This is a genomic window from Micromonospora sp. BQ32 (assembly GCF_059358895.1).
Window position 1 is genome coordinate 62,163 of the sequence record NZ_JCADBI010000013.1, and the last position, 21,483, is coordinate 83,645.

Genomic DNA, 21,483 nt, shown 5'->3' on the forward strand with positions numbered 1-21,483 from the left:
CGGGCGTGGCGTCGCTCAGGACGCGAACTCCAGCACCACCTTGATGTCGTCCGGCCCGGGGGTGTACGCGTCGGCGTACCGGTTCACCGGCACCCGCCGGGTGATCAGCGACTCGAGCCAGACCTGGTCGGCGCGGGCCAGTGCCTGCGCGGCCATGCTCCAGTGCCGCCGGTTGGCGTTCACCGAGCCGAACACCACGTTGTTCTCCAGCACCAGCGCCCGGTTGAGCGCCCCGGCGTCGAAGTCGATGGTGCGGCCACCGCTGGACACCCCGGCCAGGCAGACGATCCCGGTCGGCCCCGCCTTGCACATGACGTCGAGGACGACCGTGGGAGCGCCGGTGCACTCGATCACCACGTCCGGCTCGAAGGGCAGGTCGTTGACCGGCACCGTGTGGTAGGTGGCACCGAGCCCGGCGACCAACTCCGGCTTCGGCCCCTCGGTGTTCCGGTCCAGCACGTGGACGGTGAGCCCACGCTGGGTGCCGAGCAACGCGGCCAGCAGCCCGATCGGCCCGGCCCCGGTCACCAGCACGGTCTGCGGCTGCCACTCGGCCCGGTGCCCGATCCGCTCGATGTGGTCCCAGGCCTTCGCCACCACACTTGTCGGCTCCAGCAGCACGCCGACCTGGGCCAGCGTCGGGTCGAGCGCGACAGCGAACTGCGGCTCGACCCGCCAGCGGTCACGGGCGAACCCGGCCAGTCCCTTGATGCCGTGTTCGGTGTACTGGCCGTTGCGGCACATGTCCCACTCGCCGACCGCGCAGTTCGGGCAGGGCACCGGATCGGGATGCCGGACGATCCCGGCCACCAGGTCGCCGGGTTGCAGGGTGCCGCTCGGGTCCTCGATCACCCGGCCCAGTGACTCGTGCCCGATGACCAGGCGGTCCGCACCTGGCGGCGCTTCGCCGTAATCTCCGGCGATGATTTCGTGGTCGGTGCCGCAGATCCCCACCGCCAGCGCCTCGACCAGGACAGAACCCTCCTCGGCAGCCGGCTCCGGCTGATCCTCGACGAGGTTCAGCGAGTTGGCGACCCCGGGTCTCACCGTCACAGCGCGCACGCCCTCATCTTTCCCCGCCGAGACGTGCGCCGCGCCCAAAGCCGGCAGATCGGCTGGCATCGGCGGCGGCAAGCTGCGGGCCCGGCCGGCACTAGGATCAGCGGCATGACTCCCGAAGAGGTCGGCGCTCGACTGGTGGCGCTGCTCGCGCCGGTTGAGGCGACCCCGTCGGTCTCCGGCGGGCAACGGTTCGCCCGGGCCACCGTCGATGTGCCACCGGCGAGTTGGCTGACCGCGGTTTCCGCCGCCCGTGACGACGCCGAGTTGGCCTGCGACTTCTTCGACTGGCTCTCCGCCGTCGACGAGTTGGCCGAGGGCTTCGACGTGGTGGCGCACCTCTGGTCGACGCGACTGCGCCACGGCCTGCTGCTGCGTACCCGGTTGCCGCGCGGCGCGCCCACGGTCGCCTCGGTGGTCGACGTCTACCCCGGTGCCGCCTGGCACGAGCGGGAGACGCACGAGATGTTCGGCATCGACTTCGCCGGCCACGGGGAACTGCTGCCGCTGCTGCTCCCCCCGGAGTTCGAGGGCCACCCGTTGCGCAAGGAGTTCGTGCTCGCCTCCCGGGTGGCGAAGCCCTGGCCGGGTGCGAAGGAGCCGGGCGAGTCCGAGGCCGGCGGCGGGCGTCGACCGATCCGCCCGCCGGGCGTTCCCGCTCCGGGCGAGTGGGGGCCCACGCCCACCCCGGCTGGCGCCGGTGGGGTGGGGGAGGGCCCGCGCGGTGGCACCCCGGCCAGACCGGCCGGTGAGCGTCCGGCGCGGTCTGCCCCGGGGGCCCGTCCGGCGCGTACTCCCCGGCCGGCCGGCACCGCCGGCGGCCCGGCCCCCGCCGACCAGCCCGCGCCCGGCGCGGGTCCGGCCACACCTGACCAGCCTGGCGCCGGCCCGGCCGCATCGGGTGGCGAGCCGGTCGCGGACCCGCCGGGCCGCGCCGGCCGGAGCGACCACGACGGGGGTACGGCCTGATGCCGCTCTGGGTGGAGTTGGTGCTCCGGATCGGCGGCGTGGTGGTCGCGTTCCTCACCCTGCCGTTGCTTGTCGGCCAGGCCGAGCACAAGGTGATGGCGCACATGCAGGGCCGGCTCGGCCCGATGTACGCGGGCGGCTTCCACGGCTGGGCGCAGTTGGTGGCCGACGGGGTCAAGTTCGTGCAGAAGGAGGACATCACGCCACGCGAGGCGGACCGGGCGGTGTTCCGGCTGGCGCCGGCGGTGGCCCTGGTGCCCTACCTGCTGGTGCTGCTGGTCATTCCGCTCGGTCCGAACGACCTGGTCGGGCAACCGTTGGACATCGGCCTCTTCTTCGTGCTGGCCGTGGTCGGCGTCGGGGTGGTGGCGGTGCTGATGTCGGCGTGGGCGTCGGCCAACAAGTACAGCCTGCTCGGCGGGTTGCGCGGGGCGGCCCAGTTGCTCGGTTACGAGCTGCCGCTGGTGCTGGCGGCCGCGTCGGTGGCGATGGCGGCCGGCACGCTCAGCCTGTCGGGCATCGTCGAGGCGTGGCAGCCGTGGTGGTTGCTCTGGCAGGCACCCGCGATGATCATTTTCTTCGTCGCTGGGCTGGCCGAGATCCGTCGGCCACCGTTCGACATGCCGGTGGCCGACTCGGAGCTGGTCTTCGGTTACATGACCGAATACACCGGTCTGCGGTTCGCGTTCTTCCTGCTCGCCGAGTACGTCGGCATCGTGGTGATCGCCGCGTTGACCACGGTGCTGTTCCTGGGCGGTTGGCAGGGCCCGTTCGCCGACGATCAGCTCGGCTGGCTCTGGACGCTGCTCAAGATCTTCGCGGTGTCCTTCGTGGTCATCTGGCTCCGGGTGTCCTACCCGCGGCTGCGCGAGGACCAACTGCAACGCCTCTGCTGGCTGGTCCTCGTGCCCGCATCCCTGGCCCAACTGGTCCTCACCGCGGCCGTCCGCATCGCCCTGTAGACCCCCTACGACCCTGCCCCCAACCTTCCGCGCCGATCTTGCACTTCCTGCCCGGCGAAAGCGACCACGTAGGGCATTCCGGCGTCAGAAAGTGCAAGATCGACGCGCGCTAGGGGGCGGGTAGGCCCCCGGTCAGCGCAGCGGGGTGTGTGCGGGGTCGACGGGCTCGGCTGGGGGTGGGGGTGGGGTGCCGTCGCCGAAGGGGCGGCCACCCAGCACCTCCCGGCCGTGCGGGGTGAGCCAGTTGGACAGGTCGGGGCCGAGCGGAACGATCCCGGTCGGGTTGATGTCGCGGTGCACCTCGTAGTAGTGCCGCTTGATGTCGTCGAAGTCGATGGTGTCGCCGAATCCAGGAGTCTGGAACAGGTCCCGGGCGTACGCCCACAGCACCGGCATCTCGCTCAGCTTCTGCCGGTTGCACTTGAAGTGGCCGTGGTAGACCGGATCGAAGCGGACCAGCGTGGTGAACAGCCGCACGTCGGCCTCGGTGATGGTGTCGCCGACCAGATATCGCTGGTCGGTCAACCGCTCGGTGAGCCAGTCCAGCCGGTCGAAGAGCTGGTGGTACGCCTTGTCGTACGCCTCCTGGCTGCCCGCGAACCCGCACCGGTAGACGCCGTTGTTGACGTCCCGGAACACCACGGCGTTGACCTCGTCGATCTGCTCCCGCAGGTGCTCGGGGTAGAGCTGCGGAGCGCCCTCGCGGTGGTACGCCCGCCACTGCGTGGACAGGTCCAGGCTCATCTGCGCGTAGTCGTTGGTCACCACCTGCCCGGTCGGCACGTCCACGATCGCCGGCACGGTGATGCCGCGCTCGTAGCCGGGGAAGCGCTTGAAGTACGCCTCCTGGATGCGCTCGATGCCGAGCACCGGGTCCCGGCCGTCCGGGTCGAGGTCGAAGGTCCAGCTCCGGGCGTCGTGGGTCGGACCGGCCACCGCCATCGAGATGGCGTCCTCCAGACCGAGCAACCGCCGCACGATGATCAGTCGGTTGGCCCACGGGCAGGCCCGGCTGACCGCCAGCCGGTACCGCCCCGGCTCGACCGGATATCCGTCGCGCCCGTCCTCGGTGATCCGGGTGGCGATGTACCGCTGGTCGCGGGTGAACTCGCTGCCCGGCTCGACGTACTTGCCGCCTTTTCCCTCGCCCACGTCGCCCTCCCGGTCTGGTGAGTGTCTCTACCCAATCCTCGCGGATCTACGGCGCACCGTGGTCCCGGATACCCTGCCGGCATGACGGATGTGGAGGCGGCGGCCCGGCGGTTCATCGCCGATGTGTGGAATGCCCGCCAGGAGGAGTCGGCGTACGAGCTGGTCGCCGAGGAGTGCCCGGGGCTGGGCGGCACCGGGCCGGAGGCGGCGCTGGCCTGGCACCGCGAGCGCCGGGCGGCCTTCCCGGACCTGCGCTACAAGATCGTCGACGTCGTCGCGGCCGGTGAGCGGGTGGCCGTGCACTGGCGGGCCGCCGGCACCCACGTCGGGCAGTTCGGGCCGGTGCCACCGACCGGGCAGGTGGTCAGCTACTCGGGGGCGACGTTCCTGCGCTTCGACGCGGCGGGCCGGATCGTCGAGGTGTGGAGCTGCAACGAGCTGTTCCAACTGCTGCAACAACTCGGCGTCGAGATGCTCCCACCGACCGTCGTCAACGGACCCGGGGCGTGATCCGGCTGATCGGCAGATTGATCGGAAAGGGCTCGCCAGTGTCGACGAACTTCGTCCACCGCCCGGTCTCGGCGTAGACCTCGTTCACCGCGTCGATCCGGTAGGTCACGACCTCCAGCGCGCCTTCGGTCTCGATCCGCCAGTAGAAGGGGATGCCGGCCTGGGCGTACAGCGCCGGCTTCAGCACCCGGTCGATGGAGCGGGTGCTCGGTGAGACGATCTCGATGGCAAGGACCACCTCGTGCGGCTCGTACTTCGACGGCTCGCGAGCCGCTGCGGCAGCCGTGGTGATCAGCACGTCGGGGATGAAGGATCGGGTGCGGTTGATCCGCACCTCGACCGCCTGGGTGACGTCGTAGCCGTCGGGGCAGTCTTCGTCGAGCGCGACGCCAAGACGCATCGCGATGGTCTGGTGGGTGCGGGTGGGGGAGGGGGACATCAGCAGCACTCCATCGAGCAGTTCCCGGCGGCGGCCATCCTCGGGCAGCGCATCCAGATCGTCAGTCGTCCATCCGCTCTCGGGCGGGTAGTCGCTCTGCAGCGCGGCGGTCATGGCAGGTCCTTCCAGGTGCGTTCGTTCTCCCCGCGACCACGGTACCGCCGTCGACCTGTGGGTGGTGGTCGCGCGCGCCGTGGCCACAGGGCAGGATGGTCGACATGAGCGACCCCGGCGAGCGCGGCGACACCAGCGAACGCGGCCTTCCCGGCGCGGGCCTGGTGAAAGGGCTGGCGGTCACCCTCAAGACGATGACCAGCCGTTCGACCACCCAGCAGTACCCGGACACAGCCCCCGACCTGCCGCCGCGCTCGCGTGGCGTGATCGCGCTGTCCGAGGAGAACTGCACGGTCTGCATGCTCTGCGCCCGTGAGTGTCCGGACTGGTGCATCTACATCGACTCGCACAAGGAGGAGGTGGCGGTGCCCGGCGCCGCCCGCCCCCGCCAGCGCAACGTGCTCGACAAGTTCGACATCGACTTCTCGCTCTGCATGTACTGCGGCATCTGCATCGAGGTCTGCCCGTTCGACGCGCTCTACTGGTCGCCCGAGTTCGAGTACGCCGAGTACGACATCAAGGACCTGCTGCACGACAAGGACCACCTCGGTCAGTGGATGGCCACCGTTCCGCCGCCGCCCGCGCACGACCCGAACGGCGAGCCGGCCAAGGAGGAGACGTCCGCCGCGCGCAAGGCGGCCGCCGCACGTCCCATCCCGCCGGCGGTACGCCCCGACGCCGACCAGGACCCCGCGTCGTGACTGCCCGAGCCGGAAGGACGGCCCGGTGACCGGGGCGGACGTGCTGCTGCTCGCCCTGGGCGCGGTGGCGGTCGGCGCGGGCGTGCTGGTGGTGACCACCAAACACCTGGTCCGGGCCGGGCTTTATCTGGTGGTGTGCCTGGGCGCGTTGGCTGGTGACTTCCTGGTGCTCAGCGCCGAGTTGGTGGCCTGGGTGCAGGTGTTGATCTACGTGGGCGCGGTGGTGGTCCTGCTGCTGTTCGCGGTGATGCTGACCCGGGCTCCGATTGGCGTCTCCGACGACCTGGACCGGCCCGGTTGGCCGGCCGCGCTGATCGGTGGCGGCGCCGGGCTGGGGCTGACCGCCCTGCTGGTCGACGCGTACCGCTGGAGCACCGTCGAGCTGCCCCACGCCGGCACCGCCGAGCGGCTGGGCGAGCAGATCTTCCAATCCTGGGTGCTGCCGTTCGAGGTGCTCTCGGTGCTGCTGCTCTCCGCGCTGGTGGGCGCGATCGTGCTGTCCCGGCCGGACATCGGCCGAGCCGGCCCGCACGGCGACGACCGGGCAGCCGACCTGGTCGACAGCGAACCCGGGGGGCGCCGGTGAGGCCGGTCATCCCGTACGTCACCGCCGCGCTGCTGTTCGGCCTCGGCGTGTACGGCGTACTGCGCCGCCGCAACGCGGTGCTGGTGCTGATGTCGGTCGAGTTGATGCTCAACGCGGTCAACCTGATCCTGGTCACCGCGGACACCACCGCCCGCGCCGTGCTCCCGCACTCGGGGCAGGTCTTCGCGCTGTTCGTCATCGTCCTCGCCGCCGCCGAGATCGGGGTGGGGCTGGCGATCGTCCTTCAGCTCTACCGGCTGCGGGCGACCGTCGCCGTGGATGACGTGCCGCTGACCGAGCCGCCGGATCCCGTCGACGCGCGCGAGCCGGCCGTCCTGGACACGGAGGCGGGCCGGTGACCGGGCTGCTCGGGGCGCTGCTGCCCGCCGTACCGCTGGTCGCCGGGCTGCTCGGCCTGCTGCTGCCCCCGGCCCCTCGACGTGACAGCCCGACCGGCGGCGACCGGGCCCGGACGACCGCCGTGACGCTCGGCGTCACCGGCGCGGCCGGCGCGTTGGCGCTGGCCGTCGCGCTGCTGCTCACGGTCGACGGGCCGACGGAGACGTCGGCCACCTGGGTCGACTTCGGCGGGCTGGCGGTGACCCTCGGCGTACGGCTGGACGGCGCCGCCGCGCTGGTCGCGGTCGCGGTCACCGCTGTCGCCCTGGCCGTGCAGGTCTACTCGATCGGCTACCTGCGGCGCGGTCCCCACGACGACGTCGACGTCGACCACCGCTACCCGCCCTACGCCGCCCAGATCAGCCTCTTCACCGGCGCCATGCTGCTGGTGGTGGTCGCCGGCGACCTGATCATGCTGTTGGTCGGCTGGGAGGTGATGGGGCTCTGCTCGTACCTGCTCATCGCCCACGACCGCCGACTGGCCGGCGCCCCCGCCGCCGCCATGAAGGCGTTCCTGGTGACCCGGGTCGGTGACGTCGGGTTCCTGCTCGGCATCGCGCTGCTCGGCGTGTCGACGGGCAGCTTCCGGATCGCCGACGTGCTCGCCCACGACCATTCCAGCGCCACGTTGACCGCCGCGGGTCTGCTGCTGCTCGCCGGCGTGGCCGGCAAGAGCGCGCAGTTCCCGCTGCACACCTGGCTGCCGGACGCGATGGCCGGCCCGACCCCGATCTCCGCGCTGATCCACGCGGCGACGATGGTCGCCGCCGGGGTGTACGCCGTGGCCCGGCTCTACCCGCTGTTCACGGCCGCGCCGGTGACGCTGACCGTGCTGGGGGTGCTCGGCGCGATCACGCTGCTGCTCGGCGCGCTCGCCGCCACCGCCCAGGACGACATCAAACGCGTGCTGGCCTGGTCGACCGTGTCCCAGCTGGGCTACATGACGGGCGCGCTGGCGGTCGGCTCACCGTCGGCCGCACTGTTCCACCTGCTCACCCACGCCGCCTTCAAGGCGCTGCTGTTCCTCGCCGCCGGCGCGGTGATCCACGCCGTCGGCACCACGCTGATGTCGGAGATGGGCGGGCTGCGGCGCAGCATGCCGGTGACGTTCTGGTGCACGGTGGTGGGCCTGGGCGCGCTGGCCGGGGTGCCGCCGTTGGCCGGTTTCTGGAGCAAGGACGGCGTACTGACGGTCGCGCAGTCGGCCGCGCTGGAGGGCACCGGCCCGGCCCCGTCCTGGGTGGGGTGGATCGTCTGGATAGCCGGCCTGGTCGGCGTGGCCGTCACCGCCTGGTACGCCGGCCGGCTGCTGCTGCGCGCCTTCTTCGGCGCGCCGCGCCTGCCGCTGGTCCGGCCGCACGACCCGCCTGCGGTGCTGCGCTGGCCGGTGCTGCTGCTGGCCGTGCCGGCCGCGCTGCTCGGTCTGGCCGGGTTCGGCGGGGCGTTCGCCGACCGCCTGCGGTTCCCCACCGTCCCGGTGGCGGGCTCTGAGGACGGCCTGGTCCACCTGGGGCCGGGGGTGCTGCTGCCGTTGGCGTTCCTGCTGCTGGGCGCCGGGTTGGTGACGCTCGGCTGGCGGCGCGACCGGGCCGCCGACCCGGCCGCCGCGCTGGGTCCGCTGCGCCCGGTCTTCGCCCGCGCGTTTCGGCTCGACGACGTCCAGCATGCCCTTGTGGTACGCCCCGTCCGCGTGCTGGCCCGCGCCGCGCGCACCGGCGACGAGGTGGTGGTGGACGGTGCGGTCGAGGGCAGCGGGCGAGCCGCGTCCGGTCTGGGCGCGGGGCTGGCCGCGCTGCACCGAGCGGCGCTGCCCCGGGCCGCCGCCGGCGTACTGGCCGGCGCGCTGCTGATCGGCCTGGCCGCCGCCCTACTCGGAGTCGACCAGTGAGCGCGAGGAGTGAGCCGGGGTTGCGAGCCCCGCAGTCGCGAACAGAGGCGGTCCAATGACGTTTGGGCAGGTGTTGCTGGTCGCGGTGCTGGCGGTGCCGGCGCTGGGTGCGGTCGCGGTGGCGGCTACGCCCCGGGACCGGGTGGCCCGGTTGGTCGGTACGGTCGCGGCGGCGCTGACCCTGCTGGCCACGGTGCCGCTGGTGTTCGGCGGTCGTGGCTGGGTCGCCTGGTCGGCGGAGGCGCCGGCGGTGCGCCCGTGGCACCAACTGGACCTGCCCTGGGTGCCCGGTCTGGAGTTGCGCTTCCACCTCGGCGTCGACGGCATCTCCTGGCCGCTGGTGGTGTTGACCGCGCTGCTCACGCTGCTCTGCTGCGCGTACACGATGTGGCGGGTGCCGGACGGCGGCAGTGGCCGGGCGCTGGTGGCGCTGCTGTTGGTGGTCGAGGTGGGCATCCTGGGCACCTTCCTCGCCCTGGACCTGGTGCTGTTCTTCCTCTTCTTCGAGGTCGTCCTGCTGCCGATGTACGCGATCATCGCCGGCTGGGGTGGCGCGGACCGGCGTCGGGCGGCCCGGAAGTTCGCCCTCTACACACTGTTCGGCTCGGTGTTGCTGCTGGTCGGCGTGTACGTCGTGATCGCCGCCGCCGGCACCGCCGACCTGGTGACGCTGACCGGTGGCGCGGGGATGTCCAGGGGCACCCAGTTGGCCGCGTTCACCCTGCTCGCGTTGGCCTTCGCGGTGAAGAGCCCGCTGTGGCCGCTGCACTCCTGGCTGCCTGACGCGCATACCCAGGCACCCACGGTGGGCAGTGTCGTGTTGGCCGGTGTGCTGCTCAAGATGGGCACGTACGGCCTGATCCGGGTCGCGGTGGGGGTGGCCCCGGAAGGCGCCCGTTGGGCGGCGCCGGTGCTCGGGGTGCTGGCCGTCGCCGCGATCCTGATCGGTTCGCTGGTCTGCCTGGCCCAGTCGGACGTGAAGCGGCTGATCGCGTACTCCAGCGTGGGGCACATGGGTTTCGTGCTGCTGGGCATCGCCACGCTGACCGCCACCGGCATCCAGGCGGCGTTGATCGGCAACGTCGCGCACGGCGTGATCACCGGCCTGCTGTTCTTCCTGGCCGGGGCGGTGAAGGACCGTACCGGCACGGGGACGCTCGCCGAGCTGTCCGGGCTGCGGGAGACCGCGCCCCGGCTGGCGGGTCTGCTCGCGTTCGCGGCGATCGCGTCGCTGGGCCTGCCCGGGCTGGCCGGCTTCTGGGGCGAGGCGTTCGCGGTGATCGCCGCCGTGCAGGTGGGCGGCCCGCTCTGGACCACCCTCGGGGTGCTGGCGGCGGTCGGTGGGGCGCTCACCGCCGCGTACTTCCTGCGGTTGCTGCGCCAGGTCACCCACAACCGGCCGAGCCCCGCCGTCGGGCAGCTCGGCCCCGGCCTGGCCGGTGCGGAGTTGACCGCCTGGGTGCCGCTGGTGCTGCTCGCGTTGGCCATCGGGCTGGCGCCGACGCTGGTCCTCGGCGTCGCCGAGGCCCCCGTCGACGCCCTGATCGGGGTGGTCAAACCATGAACGTCGTGCAGAGCGTGGACAGCGTCGCGTTGCTGCCGGCCTACCTGGCCGCCGGCACCGCCGTGCTCGTACTCATCACCGATCTGCTTCTGGCCCGGCCACGGGCCACCATCGCGGTGGCCGCGCTCGGCGCGCTCGGCACCGCCGTCGGCTCCGCGCTGGTCGGGGCCGATGCGGAGCGGCGGACGTTCTGCGTGGGCGCCGACTGCTCGTGGGTCTTCGGTGGTCGCGCGGCCCTGGTCGGCGTGGTGGTCGCGCTGCTCACCCTGGGCGTGCTCGGGCTGTCGGTGCCCGCGCTGCGGGCCGGACGGTCGCCGGTCGGGGAGTACGCCTTCCTGCTGGCCTGCTCGATGACCGGCGGCGTGGTGCTCGGCGCGGCCGGCGACCTGATCACGCTGATCGTGGCCCTGGAGACGCTGACCCTGCCGCTGTACGTGCTGGTCGGCCTGCGCCGGGGGAGCCTCGCGAGCGCCGAGGCGGCGTTGACCTTCTTCGTGGTCAGCGTGGTGGCGACCACGCTGACCCTGCTCGGCGCGGCGCTGCTGTACGCGGTGACCGGTGGGCTGCACCTGGACCGGCTCGGCGCGTTGCTCGCCGAGCAGCCGGCGCTGCGGGACCTGCCGTTGACCACCGCCGCGGTGGCGGTGCTGCTGGTCGGCCTGGCCTTCAAGGTGGCGGCGGTGCCGTTCCACGCGTGGGCGCCGGCCACCTACGACGGCGCGCCGCTGCCGGTGGCCGCGTACCTGTCCACCGCGTCGAAGCTGGGCGGCCTGGTCGCTCTGCTCGCCGTGGTGCAGCGGGCGCTGCCGGCGGACCAGACCGGTCCGGTGCTCGCCCTGCTCGCCGTGCTCACCATGACCGTCGGCAACCTGGTCGCCCTGCGTCAGCGACGGACCGTCCGGCTGCTCGCCTGGTCCTCCGTCGCGCAGGCCGGGTACATCCTCGCCCCGCTGGGAGCGTTGGCGCTGGCCGCCGGGCGCACGGACGAGGCACGGTCCGCCGCGTACGCGGCCGCGATGGCGTACGCCGTCTTCTTCGTGGTGTTGGAGCTTGCCGCCTTCGCCGGATTGACCGCCCTGCGGCCGGCGGGTGCGGACGGCGGCATGGTGGACGACCTGCGCGGGGCAGCCCGCCGGCACCCGTGGCGGGCTGCGGCGTTCGGTCTCGCGCTGGTGGGTCTGGCTGGCCTGCCGCCGGGGTTGGCCGGCCTGTTCGCGAAGGTGACAGTGGTCCGGGCGCTGCTGGACGGTGGCGCGGGCTGGCTGGCGCTGGTGGTGGCGCTGAACGCGGTGATCGGCCTCGCCTACTACCTGCGGGTGACCGCCGCGCTCTGGGCGCCGCCGACGACGCCCGGCCCGGCCGCGGCGCTCGCCGGTGGCAGAGCGTCGGGCGTACCCGTGGTGGGTGTGGTGGCAGTGGTGCTCGCGGTGGCGACGGTGGCCGCCGTGGTGCTCGGTGTCGCCCCGCAGCTGGTGCTCGACCTGGCCGGCCGCTGACCCCACCCGGGCCCCGGTCTCAGTCAACTCTCAGCGTTGAGACGGATGGTTGGCGGGTACCGGGTTGTTACACCGGTCAGCGGATCCCGGCGATCCGTGCACCGAAGGAGACATCGTGCACCACAACCGTCTGAAGACCGCAGCGCTGCTCGGCCTGCTCAGCGCCCTGATCCTGGCGGTGGGCTACTGGTTCGGCGGCAGCGGCGGCCTGGTCATCGCCGTCCTCGTGTCTCTGGTCATGAACGGCGTCACCTACTTCTACTCCGACAAACTCGCACTGCGCTCGATGAGGGCGCAACCGGTCACCGAGGCGCAGTTCCCCGAGCTGTACCGGATGGTGCGGGAGTTGGCCACCGACGCCCGGCAGCCGATGCCGCGGCTCTACGTCAGCCCGACCGCGCAGCCCAACGCGTTCGCCACCGGTCGCAACCCGCAGCACGCGGCCGTCTGCGTGACCCAGGGCATCACCGAGATCCTCGACTACCGCGAGCTGCGCGGTGTGATCGGGCACGAGCTGTCCCACGTCTACAACCGGGACATTCTGATCTCCAGCGTGGCGGCCGGCCTGGCCAGCATCATCACCCTGCTGGCGAACCTCGCCTTCTTCATCCCGCTGGGCGGCGGGGACGACGAGGACCGACCCAACCCTGCTGTGCTGCTGCTCACCCTGATCCTGGGCCCGATCGCGGCCACGGTGATCCAGTTGGCGATCAGTCGGAGCCGCGAGTTCCAGGCGGACGCCTCGGGCGCCGAGTTGAGCCGCGACCCGCTGGCCCTGGCCAGCGCGCTCCGCAAGATCGATGCGGTGGCCCGACGTCGGCCGTTGCCGGCCCAGGGCCAGCTCACCAGCACCGCCCACCTCATGATCGCCAACCCGTTCCGGGGCGGCGGCATGGCCGCGCTCTTCTCCACGCACCCGAAGATGGAGGACCGCGTGGCCCGGCTGGAGCAGATGGCCCGCAACTCGGGGCCGGTGCAGTTCCAGCGCTGACCCGCTGATCCACCACGTCCGCCCGTACCCGGCAGCGCCGGGTACGGGCGGATCGCTGTGTCGAGGAACTATTCCGCTGTCTTCCTGTCGGGCGGCGGCGTTAGGGTCATAACGGCTCACGCTCATTACATTCGGGAGGTTCACGGTGACCGCGCTGCGTCAGTACCTGGGTGTCTGGCGGATCCCCGGCGCGCCCATGCTGCTGATCACCGGCATCATCGGGCGGCTCGGCATCGGCATGACCCCGCTGGCGCTGCTCCTGGTGGTCGAGCAGGTGACCGGGCGTTACTCGCTGGCCGCCATCGCGGGCGGCATCTACGCCCTCGCCGGTGCCGCGCTCAGCCCGGTGGCCGGGCGGATCGCCGACCGGGTCGGCCCCAGCCCCGTCCTGCTGCTCACCGCCGTGGCCCACCCGCTGGCGCTCATCGGGTTGCTACTCGCCAGCCGCTCCGGCGACGACGCTCTCCCCGTCATCTACCTCGCCGCAGGCGTGGCCGGCGCCACCTACCCGCCGCTCACCGCCGCCATCCGAGGCGCCTGGAACGACGTGACCGGCCCCAACTCCGGCCGGTACCACCTCCGCAACACCGCGCTGGCCGCCGAGACCACACTGTTCGAAATCGTCTTCGTGCTCGGCCCGCTGCTCGTCGCCGGCTTCGTCCTCGTCGCCGACGCGGCGGCCGCGCTGATCGGTGCGGCCGTGGTCACCCTGGTCGGCACGACCGCCGTGGCCCTCGGGCGGGTCATGCGCGGCTGGCGTCCGCACCCCCGGGAGCACCACGCCCGCGGGCTCGGCCCGCTGCGGGTCCCCGGCTTCCCGGCCCTGCTGATCTGCGTGGCCGGCCTAGGCATCGCGTTCGGGGCCGCCGGGGTGATCGTGCCGGCGTTCGCCAGCGACCACACCACCGACGACCCGGAGAGCCTCGCCGGCGTGCTGCTCGCGGTCTGGGGGGTCGGCAGTGCCATCGGTGGGCTCTGGTTCGGCGTCCGCAAGCCAGCACCGAACATGACCCGCCAGTTCGCCCTGCTGCTCGCCGCGCTGGCCGCCACCTTCGCCGTCTTCGCGGTGATGCCCACCCCACTGGCGTTGGGTGTCGCGCTGGTCGCCGGCGGTGCCACCATCGCGCCCGCGCTGACCCTGGAGAACACCCTGGTCGGCCGGATCGCCCCCACCGGCATGTTGAACGAGGCGTACACCTGGGTGGTCACCGTCGCGGTGGCGGCGAGCGCCGCCGGCGGCTCGGTGGCCGGCGTGATCGTGGACCACGCCGGCGGCGTCCGCTGGGCGTTCCTCTTCGCCGGGGCGGCGGTCGCCATCGGAGCCGCGGTCGCCGCGCTGCCCGCCGGGCCCATCGCCCGCGCGGAAACCACGGCGGTACGCACCGAACAACCCGTCACCGTCTGACCGCGTAAGCCGGTCGGCCCGCGCGGCGGTCGGGTTGTCCTTGATCGACTCGGGTTTCTGAATGTCGCGGTGTCCCAGTTGCCCGGATGCCCCGACTTTCAGGAACCCGAGTCGATCTAAGCCGGGATCAGGTCGTTGGCGCGTCGGGGTCGGCGGCCCTCAGCGGTAGTTGTTGAACTGAAGAGCGACGCCGAAGTCCTCGCCCTTAAGCAGCGAGATGACGGCCTGCAGGTCGTCCCGCTTCTTGCCGGTCACGCGCAGCTGGTCGCCCTGAATCTGCGCCTGCACGCCCTTGGGGCCCTCGTCGCGGATCTTCTTGCTGATCGCCTTGGCCTTGTCCGTCTCGATGCCCTGGATCACCTTGCAGTCGATCTTGAAGATCTTGCCCGACGGCCGTGGCTCGCCAGCATCGAGCGACTTCAGCGAGATGTTCCGCTTCACGAGCTTTTCCTTGAACACGTCGAGCGCGGCACGGACACGCTCCTCGGTCTCCGCCTGAAGGCCGATCGCCTCTTCGCCGGACCAGGAGATCTCCGCGCCGGTGCCGCGGAAGTCGAACCGTGTCGCGAGCTCCTTTTCCGCCTGCCGAAGGGCGTTGTCGACCTCCTGGCGGTCAACCTTGCTCACGATGTCGAACGACGGGTTCGCTGCCATATTTGTGCTCCTGCTGTCCGGCGGTCTGGGCTTGCCGTCGGCCGCCGACCAGCGGCACGACCCCCTGACCGTACCCGGTTGCGTCGGTACCGGGGGGAGCCGCTATTCTTGCTTCCGCCGCCGCGTTGCGACGCGGTGGGGTGCCCTGGCGGGTTGCCCGAGCGGCCAATGGGAGCGGACTGTAAATCCGTCGCGAAAGCTTCAGAGGTTCGAATCCTCTACCCGCCACCAGGTGCAAAAAGAGGCCCCTGACCAGCGTGAACGCCGGTCAGGGGCCTCTTTTGTGAGTCTCACTCAATCCCGCTCTAGCCCGCTCAATCTCGCTGGCTGTGTCGTATACGTGTCGCCGAGATCATCGGTGACGGAAGCCGCCAGGCGGGTTCCGTCAGGCGGCTTTGTCGGCCGGTTGTGGGGCGGCTTCGTCAGCGGCTACCGGGCGTGCGGCAGCGGCCGGCGGCAGGCCGAGCGCCGCCTCCACGCGGCGGCGGGCCGCTTCCTCCTGGCCGTAGACGCACTTTGCGTAGACCCGCATGAGGACATGCACGCTGTGCCCGGCCCACTCGGCAACCTGGGTAGCCGGCACCCCCGCATTGAGCCAGAGCGACACGGCGGCGTGCCGCAGGTCGTACGGTCGCCGCGCCAGCGGGGATCGCTGCTGAGCCGGGGTGAGCACCTTTGCCCGCGCGTCGCGCCACGCCTTCCCGTAGGTGTTGTTCGGGATCGGCTGACCGGCGGTAGGGACGTATCGGCCACCGGGGCCGCGCCGGGTGACGAATAGCTTCCCGTTCGATCCTGGCGGGTACTCCTTGACGTGGTGGTCGAGCAGCCGCACGAGCGGCGGTGGCACCGGCACGTCTCGCGTGGCGGCCTTCGCTCGGTGCTTCAACCCTCGTTCCTCGGCCGTGTCGCTCCCGTCGCCCCAGTCGCGTCCTACGGCCACGGTCGAGCCGGTCAGGTGCAGTACGCCCCACCCGTCAGGCTGGGAGGGCCGCTCGTACTCGTCATCGCGCAGGTGAAGCACCTCTTCGGGGCGTAGGGCGGCGTAGTACATGCATCCGAAGAACGCTTCCAGCTCGGGCACGGTCCGGCCCACCTCGGCGAGCAGCGCTCGCGCCTGATCCGGGTTGACCACCGCTCCCCGGTCGACCTCATCGGCCGTCTTCGGGGCGGTCCAGCTCACCAGGGTCATCGGGTGCGTGTCGAGTAGTCGCAGCTCAACGGCGTACTTGAGAGCGCCGGAGAAGACTGCCCGCTTACGGGCAATCGTGCTCGCCGAAGCGGAGGCACCATCCATTCGCAGGGCGAGCGTGTCGAGCGCCTTCCGCACCAAGGCAGCGTCGGCGAGCGCCGTCAGATCGACGGTGTTGGCCTTGAGCCAGCGAACGGCGGCGGCCAGTTGAGCGGGCGGGTCGCCAGCGTCGCGGCGAGCCTTGTTGAACACCCACCCGTAGAGCGCGGCTCGTACCGCCTTGTCGCTGGGCACGCCCCGGTCCGTCGCCAGCAGTGCCGGTGTGACGGTGGCCAGCGTCTCGGCGATGCCCTTGCGATGCTTCGCCGACGCGCGGGGCCACTTCATGTCGACGTAGGCCACTGCGTGGTCGTACCACGAACGGGCGTTGAGAGCGCGGGCCATGGGCTCGGGCAGTCCGCTGGCCTTGTCGAACGCGACGCCTTCCCGCTGAGACACCACCAGCTTCGACCGGTAGCTCTCGGCCAGGGCACGGGTCGCGAACGTCTTCCGGAACGGCTCGCCCGCCACCTTCCAACGGACCACGTATGAGTAGCCCCTGGTGAGTCGGTTTTTGAGGATGCCGTGTACGCGTACGTCGTAGGTGCTGATCATGCTGCCTCTTCGTGGTCGTTGAGCCAGTTGTCCAGGTCGCGGCGGCGGACGTACAGGCTGCCGTTCGGGTACTTGATGGTTCGGGGTGCGCGGCCGGTGGCCTTCCAGCGGAAGAAGGTCGAGCGGGGTACGCGCAGTTCGTCCAGGACTTCGGCGAGGGTGAGCAGGTTCCCGGTTGGTGTGCGGCGGGTGGTCATGGGCGGGTGTCCTCCCTCGGGGTGGCGTGGAGGTAGATGCGCTGGAACAGCGGGGATCGGCGGTCGGGGTAGGGCCGGCTGACCTGCTGGATGTGCAGCACTTGGGCTATGGCGTCGAGCGCTGCGGCTGTTTCAGTGGGTGTGCCGTGCAGCCTGATTCGCACGGTGAGGGCCTTCCGGTCGGCGCGGGTCGCGTGTGGAGGGTCGGCTAGGCGCTGCGGCAGAAGGGCGCAGGGCGGGCCGCTGAGAGCGCCGTAGAGGCAAGATCCCGGGATTCCGGGTGTAAGGCGTAGGGCCTGGTGCTCTCAGGGGCTCTCAGCGGGCCGCTTCCGGGGAGGTTGGACCGGCACTCGGCAGCGGGAGGCCGGGAAAGCGCTGACACGCTGACAGCAGGGCTCGCTGGGTGACGTTTCCGCAGGTAAGTGCGGGTATGAAGCTGTCAGCGGGGTGCGCTGACAGGCGCTGACAGCGCTGACACCTCACGGGCGTCGGCGGGAATTGTCAGCGCCTGTCAGCACCTGTCAGCACGGGCCGCTGACACCTTCCCGGGCGCTCTGAGCTGCGGAAACGTCGCCGGTCGCGGCGATTGTCAGCGTGTCAGCGTTTCCGGGGTCCTCCCCGGCGGCGCGGGGGTGCAGCTCGTAGCGGCCGTCCGGCCCGTTGCGGACCCACCCGAGGGCGATCAGCTCGTTGAGCACGGCGGTCACCTCGTCGGACTTCGGCAGCTTGCGGGCTACCCGGCGGTGCGCCTCCCGGCGGGTGAACGTGGTCATGCCCTTGCTGGTGAGCACACCGAGCACGTACCGGGCGTTCTCCATCGCGGCGTCGCTGCCGATCGTGGTGAGCGCGGCCCGGTAGTGCGCGGCGAAGAACTCCGCCAGCCTCACCGCGTCGGTCATCCGGTCGGCGTCGATGGGGCGTCGCCACGCGTCGGCGGGGTGGTGGGCGACGTGCAGCAACCCGGCCAGCCGCAGTGTTGCGCCGGAGAGCTTGTTGCCCCACTCGCGCATGTCGTGCAGCGTTCCGCCGGGGCGTAGCTGCGCCTCCACCTCCTGAGCGGCGGCCAGCCGCACCCGCCCGGCCTCGGGGGTGAGGGTGACCACGGCGGGGTCTTCCCACTCGGCGAGGGTGGCGGCCAGGTCGTGCACCCGGTGCCGGTAACCGGCGGTCACCGCCTCGGGCACCGGCTCGGTATCCACCAGCCGATACCCCGCGAGGGATCGGGGCAGGGCGAACAGGAACCGGGCCGGCAGGCCACGGCCGGCGAGGTCGGCGTTCCCGCCGAACTTCCGCAGCACGGTCGGTTGCGCCATCACGCACACGGTCAGCGCGGGTTTGTCGACCGAGGCACCCTCTCGGGTCTGCCGTTCGTTGCTCATCGGCTGCCCCGCGTGGCCTTTCAGGTAGGGGTCAAGGTTCGGGGCACCGGAGTACCGGCCGGCGAGGGTGTCGAAGATCCCGCCTTCATCGGAGATGATCGCCATGCGTCCGCCGTTGGCGGCCATCAGGCCGATGAGGGCTTCCGGGGTGGCGTCGTCCACGATCAGCCGGGGCAGGCCGGGAACGGTGATCGCCTCGGCCGCGATGGCAGCGGCTACCGCCTCGGCGGCGGCCTCGCCGCGCTTGCCCGGGTCGCTGGCCTTCGCGGCCTGTGCCTTGGCCTGTTCGGCCTGCCGGTCGGCGATATCCCGCAGCGCGGCAGCCTCGGCAATCCGGGGTCGCATCGCCTCACCGAGCGTCGACTGCGCGGCGAACAGCGGGGCGGTCATCGCCCGGTGAACAGGTGACTTCCGCTCGCCGGGTCCAGCAATGACGGCGGCGAACACGTTCACTGGCTCGCGCCACCCACCGACCGGCTCCACCTCCAGCCGGCCACCCGCGCACGCGGAGAGCACGGCCACGGCGAGGGTTCCGGCCATCGCCGGATCGGTCTGGGTGAACCGGGCGACGCCGGTCACCATGTCGCCCAACCATGCGGGGAACACGTCGACCGGGAACGGCGGCGGCGCGGTGCTCGGCCCGGTCAGGGGCACTGGAACATCCCACAGCGGCCCGTTGCCCGGCGGCGCGTCGGTGTCGTGCTGCTGGTCGGTGGTGACGAGGTGGAGGCGGGCGGGTGTCATACGGCCTCTCCGTTCTGCGCGGTGGTGCGGGTGCGGTAGGCGGCTTGGCGGCAGGCGTGGGAGCAGTAGCGGGGCCGGCGGCCGGTCGGCGGTTGCTCGATCGGTGCGGCGCAGACCGCACAGCCGGCCGGAGTCGTCGGAGTTTCGTCACGGTTGGTCGGCGAGGCGTGACGAAACTCGGTCTGGGTGAAGTCGGCAGTGGTGACCTGCCAGCGGAGGCGACGGACCCGGGTTGGGTGCTTGTCCTGGCGCGGGCGTCCCTGGCTTGTCCAGCCACGGCGCGGCCGGATCTCGGCGACTTGGACCCACCCGGCACCTCGGAGGCTCGCGCCGGTTTCGCTGGCCTGGGTGTAGGTGATCAGGCGTCGGAAGCCGAGTTCCCTCGCGGCCCGCCACGCCGCGCCGAGCAGCGCCGAACAGGCATTGGCGGTGCCATCGGTGCACACCCGCGTGACTTCCAAGGTCTGCCCGTCATCGAGCATCCGGGCTACCGGACGACCAACGACCGCGACGCCCCGGCGATCACCGGCAACGTCCACGACGGCAAGAGAGAACTTGTGCCCGACCGGCGCGGGGTTGTGCCGGTGGTGCCGCGCAACGAACGCCCGCGCCTCCGGCAGCGATACAGGCACGATGCGCAGCTGCGCGGACTGCCGTCTCACGCGGCCACCTGGCGGGGACGACGGGCACCGGCCCTGAATCCTGAGGCGATGGTCCGCAGCACCGCGTGGTGCCGCAGGCCGGCGGAAACACCCGCGTGTTCCAGCGCAGTGGACGCCTCGTCAGCGGACAGCGAACCGCCCGCGACTAGTTGGCCGAGCGCCACCGACGCGAGGTACAGGGCGTCATTGTGGTGATCGGGCGCGCTTGTCACGCTTGCGCACTCCCGCTCGACGGCCGTCCGCACGTAGGCGCGTTCCCGCCCACCGGGCAGCGCCACCACCACCGGCCGCTGCGGCGGCAGCGGAGCCGGGGCGAGCAGCCCGGCCAGCCATTCGGGCAGCGGCGCGGGGTTGACGTCCAGGGCGACGGTGTAGGGCCGTTCGGCGACCGTGGAGCCGGCGGCGACGACGTAGCCGCCGTGGGCGCGGGTGTCGACCATCGGACCGAGGCCGTTGCCCCGCTCCCCGGCGGTGTTGCGCAGCGCCGGTCCGTGGTCGGGGTGTCGGTAGTAGAGGTGGGTGCCGCCCCGTCCGGTCAGGACGGTGTACGTGTGGTCGACGCCGGGCGGCGCGGTGTCGTCCGGCCCGAAACCGGCGATCCAGTTCGTGGGGGTGCCGTTGCGGGTGGCGAGGATGGCGAACACGTCGCGTCCGTCGCACGCCCCGGCCCATTCACCGGTCGGGGTGTCGCTGTCGTTCTTGGGGACGTCGAGGTCGATCACCACGAGGCGGGACGGGCCGCAGGCGATGCCGATGCCGTATGGGCGGGCGGTCCACGCTCGGCGGATGCGGTCGGGGTCGGTGGTGGCGCGAGCCTCCCACCCGACGTGTCCAGTCCGGCAGCGCGGGTCATGGCCGGTGCAGTCGTCGGCGCTGTGGTCGGGGAATGCGGGGCGCTTGTCGTCGGGGCGAAGCGGAAAGACGTGCCAGCCGCGTTCGGCGTGGCCGAGGGCGGCGGTCAACAGCGGGTTGTCCGACATCGTGCGGGTCCTCTCCATCGGCGCGGGCGGGGTGTCGGGGGTCGGGTGTGGGTGGCGGCGTTCGTGCCGGCCGTGGGCGCAGGCGGCGCAGTCGCGGCGTTGCAGCAGCACAGGACGGCCGCCGTGGGCGTGGTCGGCGGGGAGCAGTCGGCCGCAGATGTGTGGGTACGGTTCGGCGTCGGTCACCGGTCGGCCGAGCACCGCGCTCGCGCCGAGCCACCGGGCGGACACCCGGTCACCGCCTCGGCCGAGGCCGGGGGCGGGCGGTGATCGCGGCCCGGGTCACGGCTTGGCGCAGGTCGCCGAGCAGCCCGACCAGCTGCCGGCGGGCGGCCAGTTCGGACGGGGCGAGCGCGACCCTGACGCGGACCTCGGCGTGCTCCCGCCCGGCGGAGGTCCGCACCCGAACGAGGACGGCACGGGAGCGGCCGGCGACGTCGACCACGATCTCTTCGGATCGGTGCTCGCCGAGGTTGCAGCGGTGGTCCATCCCGCACCATTCGGTGTGGCCGGCGGCGCGGCGGTTCACCGGGTCGCCTCGGCCCGTAGGCGGTGGAAGATGTTGAAGACGCGCCGCCCGGTGCGGAGCCGCATGCCCCGGTCGCAGCGGCGGCAGGCACGCGGGCGGCGCAGGACGCGGGTGGTGGTGCGGCCGGTTCCGGCGCACCTTTTGCAGGTGGTGAAGGGCTTGATCCAGCACAGCCCGGCGTAACCGAGCGTGACGGCAAGGGCGGCGGCGCAGAGGGTGCTAGCAGCGATGAGGTGGGGGGTCACAACGGCCTCCAGAGC

General features: G+C 72.0%; 21 protein-coding genes, 1 tRNA gene and 1 pseudogene. 12 read left to right on the top strand and 11 right to left on the bottom strand.

What is annotated here, in order from left to right; genetic code table 11:
• Positions 1 to 15: 15 nt before the first annotated feature.
• Entirely contained in the window at positions 16 to 1,062 is a 1,047-nt protein-coding gene (locus AC5L30_RS23010; protein ID WP_494869751.1) for a glucose 1-dehydrogenase, read from the bottom strand.
• A gap of 105 nt (positions 1,063 to 1,167) precedes the next feature.
• Here AC5L30_RS23010 and AC5L30_RS23015 point away from each other — a divergent pair, with 105 nt between their 5' ends.
• The gene (locus AC5L30_RS23015) at positions 1,168 to 2,028 is read left to right on the top strand and encodes an NADH-quinone oxidoreductase subunit C (protein WP_494869752.1); all 861 of its coding nucleotides are present in this window, start codon (positions 1,168 to 1,170) and stop codon (positions 2,026 to 2,028) included.
• Positions 2,028 to 2,990, top strand: a complete 963-nt coding sequence (locus tag AC5L30_RS23020) for a complex I subunit 1/NuoH family protein (RefSeq protein WP_494869753.1) — start codon at positions 2,028 to 2,030, stop codon at positions 2,988 to 2,990. Before AC5L30_RS23015 ends, AC5L30_RS23020 begins: the two co-directional genes overlap by 1 nt.
• A 132-nt stretch (positions 2,991 to 3,122) precedes the next feature.
• On the opposite strand, the gene AC5L30_RS23025 is transcribed toward AC5L30_RS23020, so the two are convergent.
• Complete coding sequence (locus tag AC5L30_RS23025) at positions 3,123 to 4,142, bottom strand: glutathione S-transferase family protein (protein WP_494869754.1); 1,020 nt, start codon at positions 4,140 to 4,142, stop codon at positions 3,123 to 3,125.
• Positions 4,143 to 4,223: 81 nt separating this feature from the next.
• Here AC5L30_RS23025 and AC5L30_RS23030 point away from each other — a divergent pair, with 81 nt between their 5' ends.
• A complete protein-coding gene (locus AC5L30_RS23030; RefSeq protein ID WP_494869756.1) occupies positions 4,224 to 4,652 on the top strand; it encodes an ester cyclase in 429 nt (142 codons plus the stop codon).
• On the opposite strand, the gene AC5L30_RS23035 is transcribed toward AC5L30_RS23030, so the two are convergent.
• Positions 4,633 to 5,205 (bottom strand): Uma2 family endonuclease, encoded by a 573-nt coding sequence (locus tag AC5L30_RS23035; RefSeq protein ID WP_494869758.1) that lies wholly within the window; start codon positions 5,203 to 5,205, stop codon positions 4,633 to 4,635. The two genes, AC5L30_RS23030 and AC5L30_RS23035, sit on opposite strands and share 20 nt — an antisense overlap.
• Positions 5,206 to 5,309: 104 nt before the next feature.
• Between AC5L30_RS23035 and AC5L30_RS23040 the strand changes: the two genes are divergently transcribed.
• From AC5L30_RS23040 to AC5L30_RS23075, 8 genes are all read left to right on the top strand, one after another.
• On the top strand, positions 5,310 to 5,906 hold the full coding sequence (locus tag AC5L30_RS23040) for a NuoI/complex I 23 kDa subunit family protein (protein ID WP_494869760.1): 597 nt from the start codon (positions 5,310 to 5,312) through the stop codon (positions 5,904 to 5,906).
• 25 nt (positions 5,907 to 5,931) lie between these two features.
• Complete coding sequence (locus tag AC5L30_RS23045; protein ID WP_494869762.1) at positions 5,932 to 6,492, top strand: NADH-quinone oxidoreductase subunit J family protein; 561 nt, start codon at positions 5,932 to 5,934, stop codon at positions 6,490 to 6,492.
• Positions 6,489 to 6,851, top strand: a complete 363-nt coding sequence (gene nuoK, locus AC5L30_RS23050; protein ID WP_494869763.1) for an NADH-quinone oxidoreductase subunit NuoK — start codon at positions 6,489 to 6,491, stop codon at positions 6,849 to 6,851. Before AC5L30_RS23045 ends, nuoK begins: the two co-directional genes overlap by 4 nt.
• Entirely contained in the window at positions 6,848 to 8,779 is a 1,932-nt protein-coding gene (locus AC5L30_RS23055; RefSeq protein WP_494869765.1) for an NADH-quinone oxidoreductase subunit 5 family protein, read from the top strand. The genes nuoK and AC5L30_RS23055 overlap by 4 nt, the downstream gene beginning before the upstream one ends.
• 55 nt (positions 8,780 to 8,834) lie before the next feature.
• On the top strand, positions 8,835 to 10,343 hold the full coding sequence (locus AC5L30_RS23060) for a complex I subunit 4 family protein (protein ID WP_494869766.1): 1,509 nt from the start codon (positions 8,835 to 8,837) through the stop codon (positions 10,341 to 10,343).
• Positions 10,340 to 11,839: an NADH-quinone oxidoreductase subunit N gene (locus tag AC5L30_RS23065; RefSeq protein ID WP_494869768.1), complete on the top strand. Its 1,500-nt coding sequence runs from the start codon at positions 10,340 to 10,342 to the stop codon at positions 11,837 to 11,839. The genes AC5L30_RS23060 and AC5L30_RS23065 overlap by 4 nt, the downstream gene beginning before the upstream one ends.
• Before the next feature lie 115 nt (positions 11,840 to 11,954).
• Positions 11,955 to 12,830, top strand: a complete 876-nt coding sequence (gene htpX, locus AC5L30_RS23070; protein WP_494869769.1) for a zinc metalloprotease HtpX — start codon at positions 11,955 to 11,957, stop codon at positions 12,828 to 12,830.
• Between the two features lie 145 nt (positions 12,831 to 12,975).
• A complete protein-coding gene (locus tag AC5L30_RS23075; protein WP_494869770.1) occupies positions 12,976 to 14,235 on the top strand; it encodes an MFS transporter in 1,260 nt (419 codons plus the stop codon).
• A 159-nt stretch (positions 14,236 to 14,394) separates the two neighbouring features.
• Here AC5L30_RS23075 and AC5L30_RS23080 read toward each other — a convergent pair whose 3' ends face one another.
• Positions 14,395 to 14,889: a YajQ family cyclic di-GMP-binding protein gene (locus AC5L30_RS23080; RefSeq protein WP_124774541.1), complete on the bottom strand. Its 495-nt coding sequence runs from the start codon at positions 14,887 to 14,889 to the stop codon at positions 14,395 to 14,397.
• A 147-nt stretch (positions 14,890 to 15,036) separates the two neighbouring features.
• On the opposite strand from AC5L30_RS23080, the gene AC5L30_RS23085 reads away from it, so the two are divergent.
• Positions 15,037 to 15,120, top strand: a tRNA-Tyr gene (locus AC5L30_RS23085).
• 63 nt (positions 15,121 to 15,183) lie between these two features.
• Here the strand turns inward: AC5L30_RS23085 and AC5L30_RS23090 are convergent.
• The 7 genes and pseudogenes from AC5L30_RS23090 to AC5L30_RS23120 all read right to left on the bottom strand — a co-directional run bounded on the left by AC5L30_RS23090 (position 15,184) and on the right by AC5L30_RS23120 (position 21,468).
• A pseudogene (locus AC5L30_RS23090) lies at positions 15,184 to 16,729 on the bottom strand (tyrosine-type recombinase/integrase).
• Complete coding sequence (locus AC5L30_RS23095) at positions 16,729 to 16,929, bottom strand: helix-turn-helix transcriptional regulator (protein WP_112622508.1); 201 nt, start codon at positions 16,927 to 16,929, stop codon at positions 16,729 to 16,731. The pseudogene AC5L30_RS23090 and the gene AC5L30_RS23095 overlap by 1 nt, the downstream one beginning before the upstream one ends.
• 521 nt (positions 16,930 to 17,450) lie before the next feature.
• The gene (locus tag AC5L30_RS23100) at positions 17,451 to 19,052 is read right to left on the bottom strand and encodes a YfjI family protein (RefSeq protein WP_494869772.1); all 1,602 of its coding nucleotides are present in this window, start codon (positions 19,050 to 19,052) and stop codon (positions 17,451 to 17,453) included.
• The gene (locus tag AC5L30_RS23105; RefSeq protein ID WP_494869773.1) at positions 19,049 to 19,714 is read right to left on the bottom strand and encodes an XF1762 family protein; all 666 of its coding nucleotides are present in this window, start codon (positions 19,712 to 19,714) and stop codon (positions 19,049 to 19,051) included. The genes AC5L30_RS23100 and AC5L30_RS23105 overlap by 4 nt, the downstream gene beginning before the upstream one ends.
• Complete coding sequence (locus AC5L30_RS23110) at positions 19,711 to 20,925, bottom strand: bifunctional DNA primase/polymerase (protein ID WP_494869774.1); 1,215 nt, start codon at positions 20,923 to 20,925, stop codon at positions 19,711 to 19,713. Before AC5L30_RS23110 ends, AC5L30_RS23105 begins: the two co-directional genes overlap by 4 nt.
• 4 nt (positions 20,926 to 20,929) lie before the next feature.
• On the bottom strand, positions 20,930 to 21,223 hold the full coding sequence (locus AC5L30_RS23115; protein ID WP_494869775.1) for a hypothetical protein: 294 nt from the start codon (positions 21,221 to 21,223) through the stop codon (positions 20,930 to 20,932).
• Positions 21,220 to 21,468 carry a hypothetical protein gene (locus tag AC5L30_RS23120; RefSeq protein ID WP_494869776.1) on the bottom strand — a complete coding sequence of 83 codons (249 nt, stop codon included), beginning with the start codon at positions 21,466 to 21,468 and terminating at the stop codon, positions 21,220 to 21,222. Before AC5L30_RS23120 ends, AC5L30_RS23115 begins: the two co-directional genes overlap by 4 nt.
• Between the last annotated feature and the right edge of the window lie 15 nt (positions 21,469 to 21,483).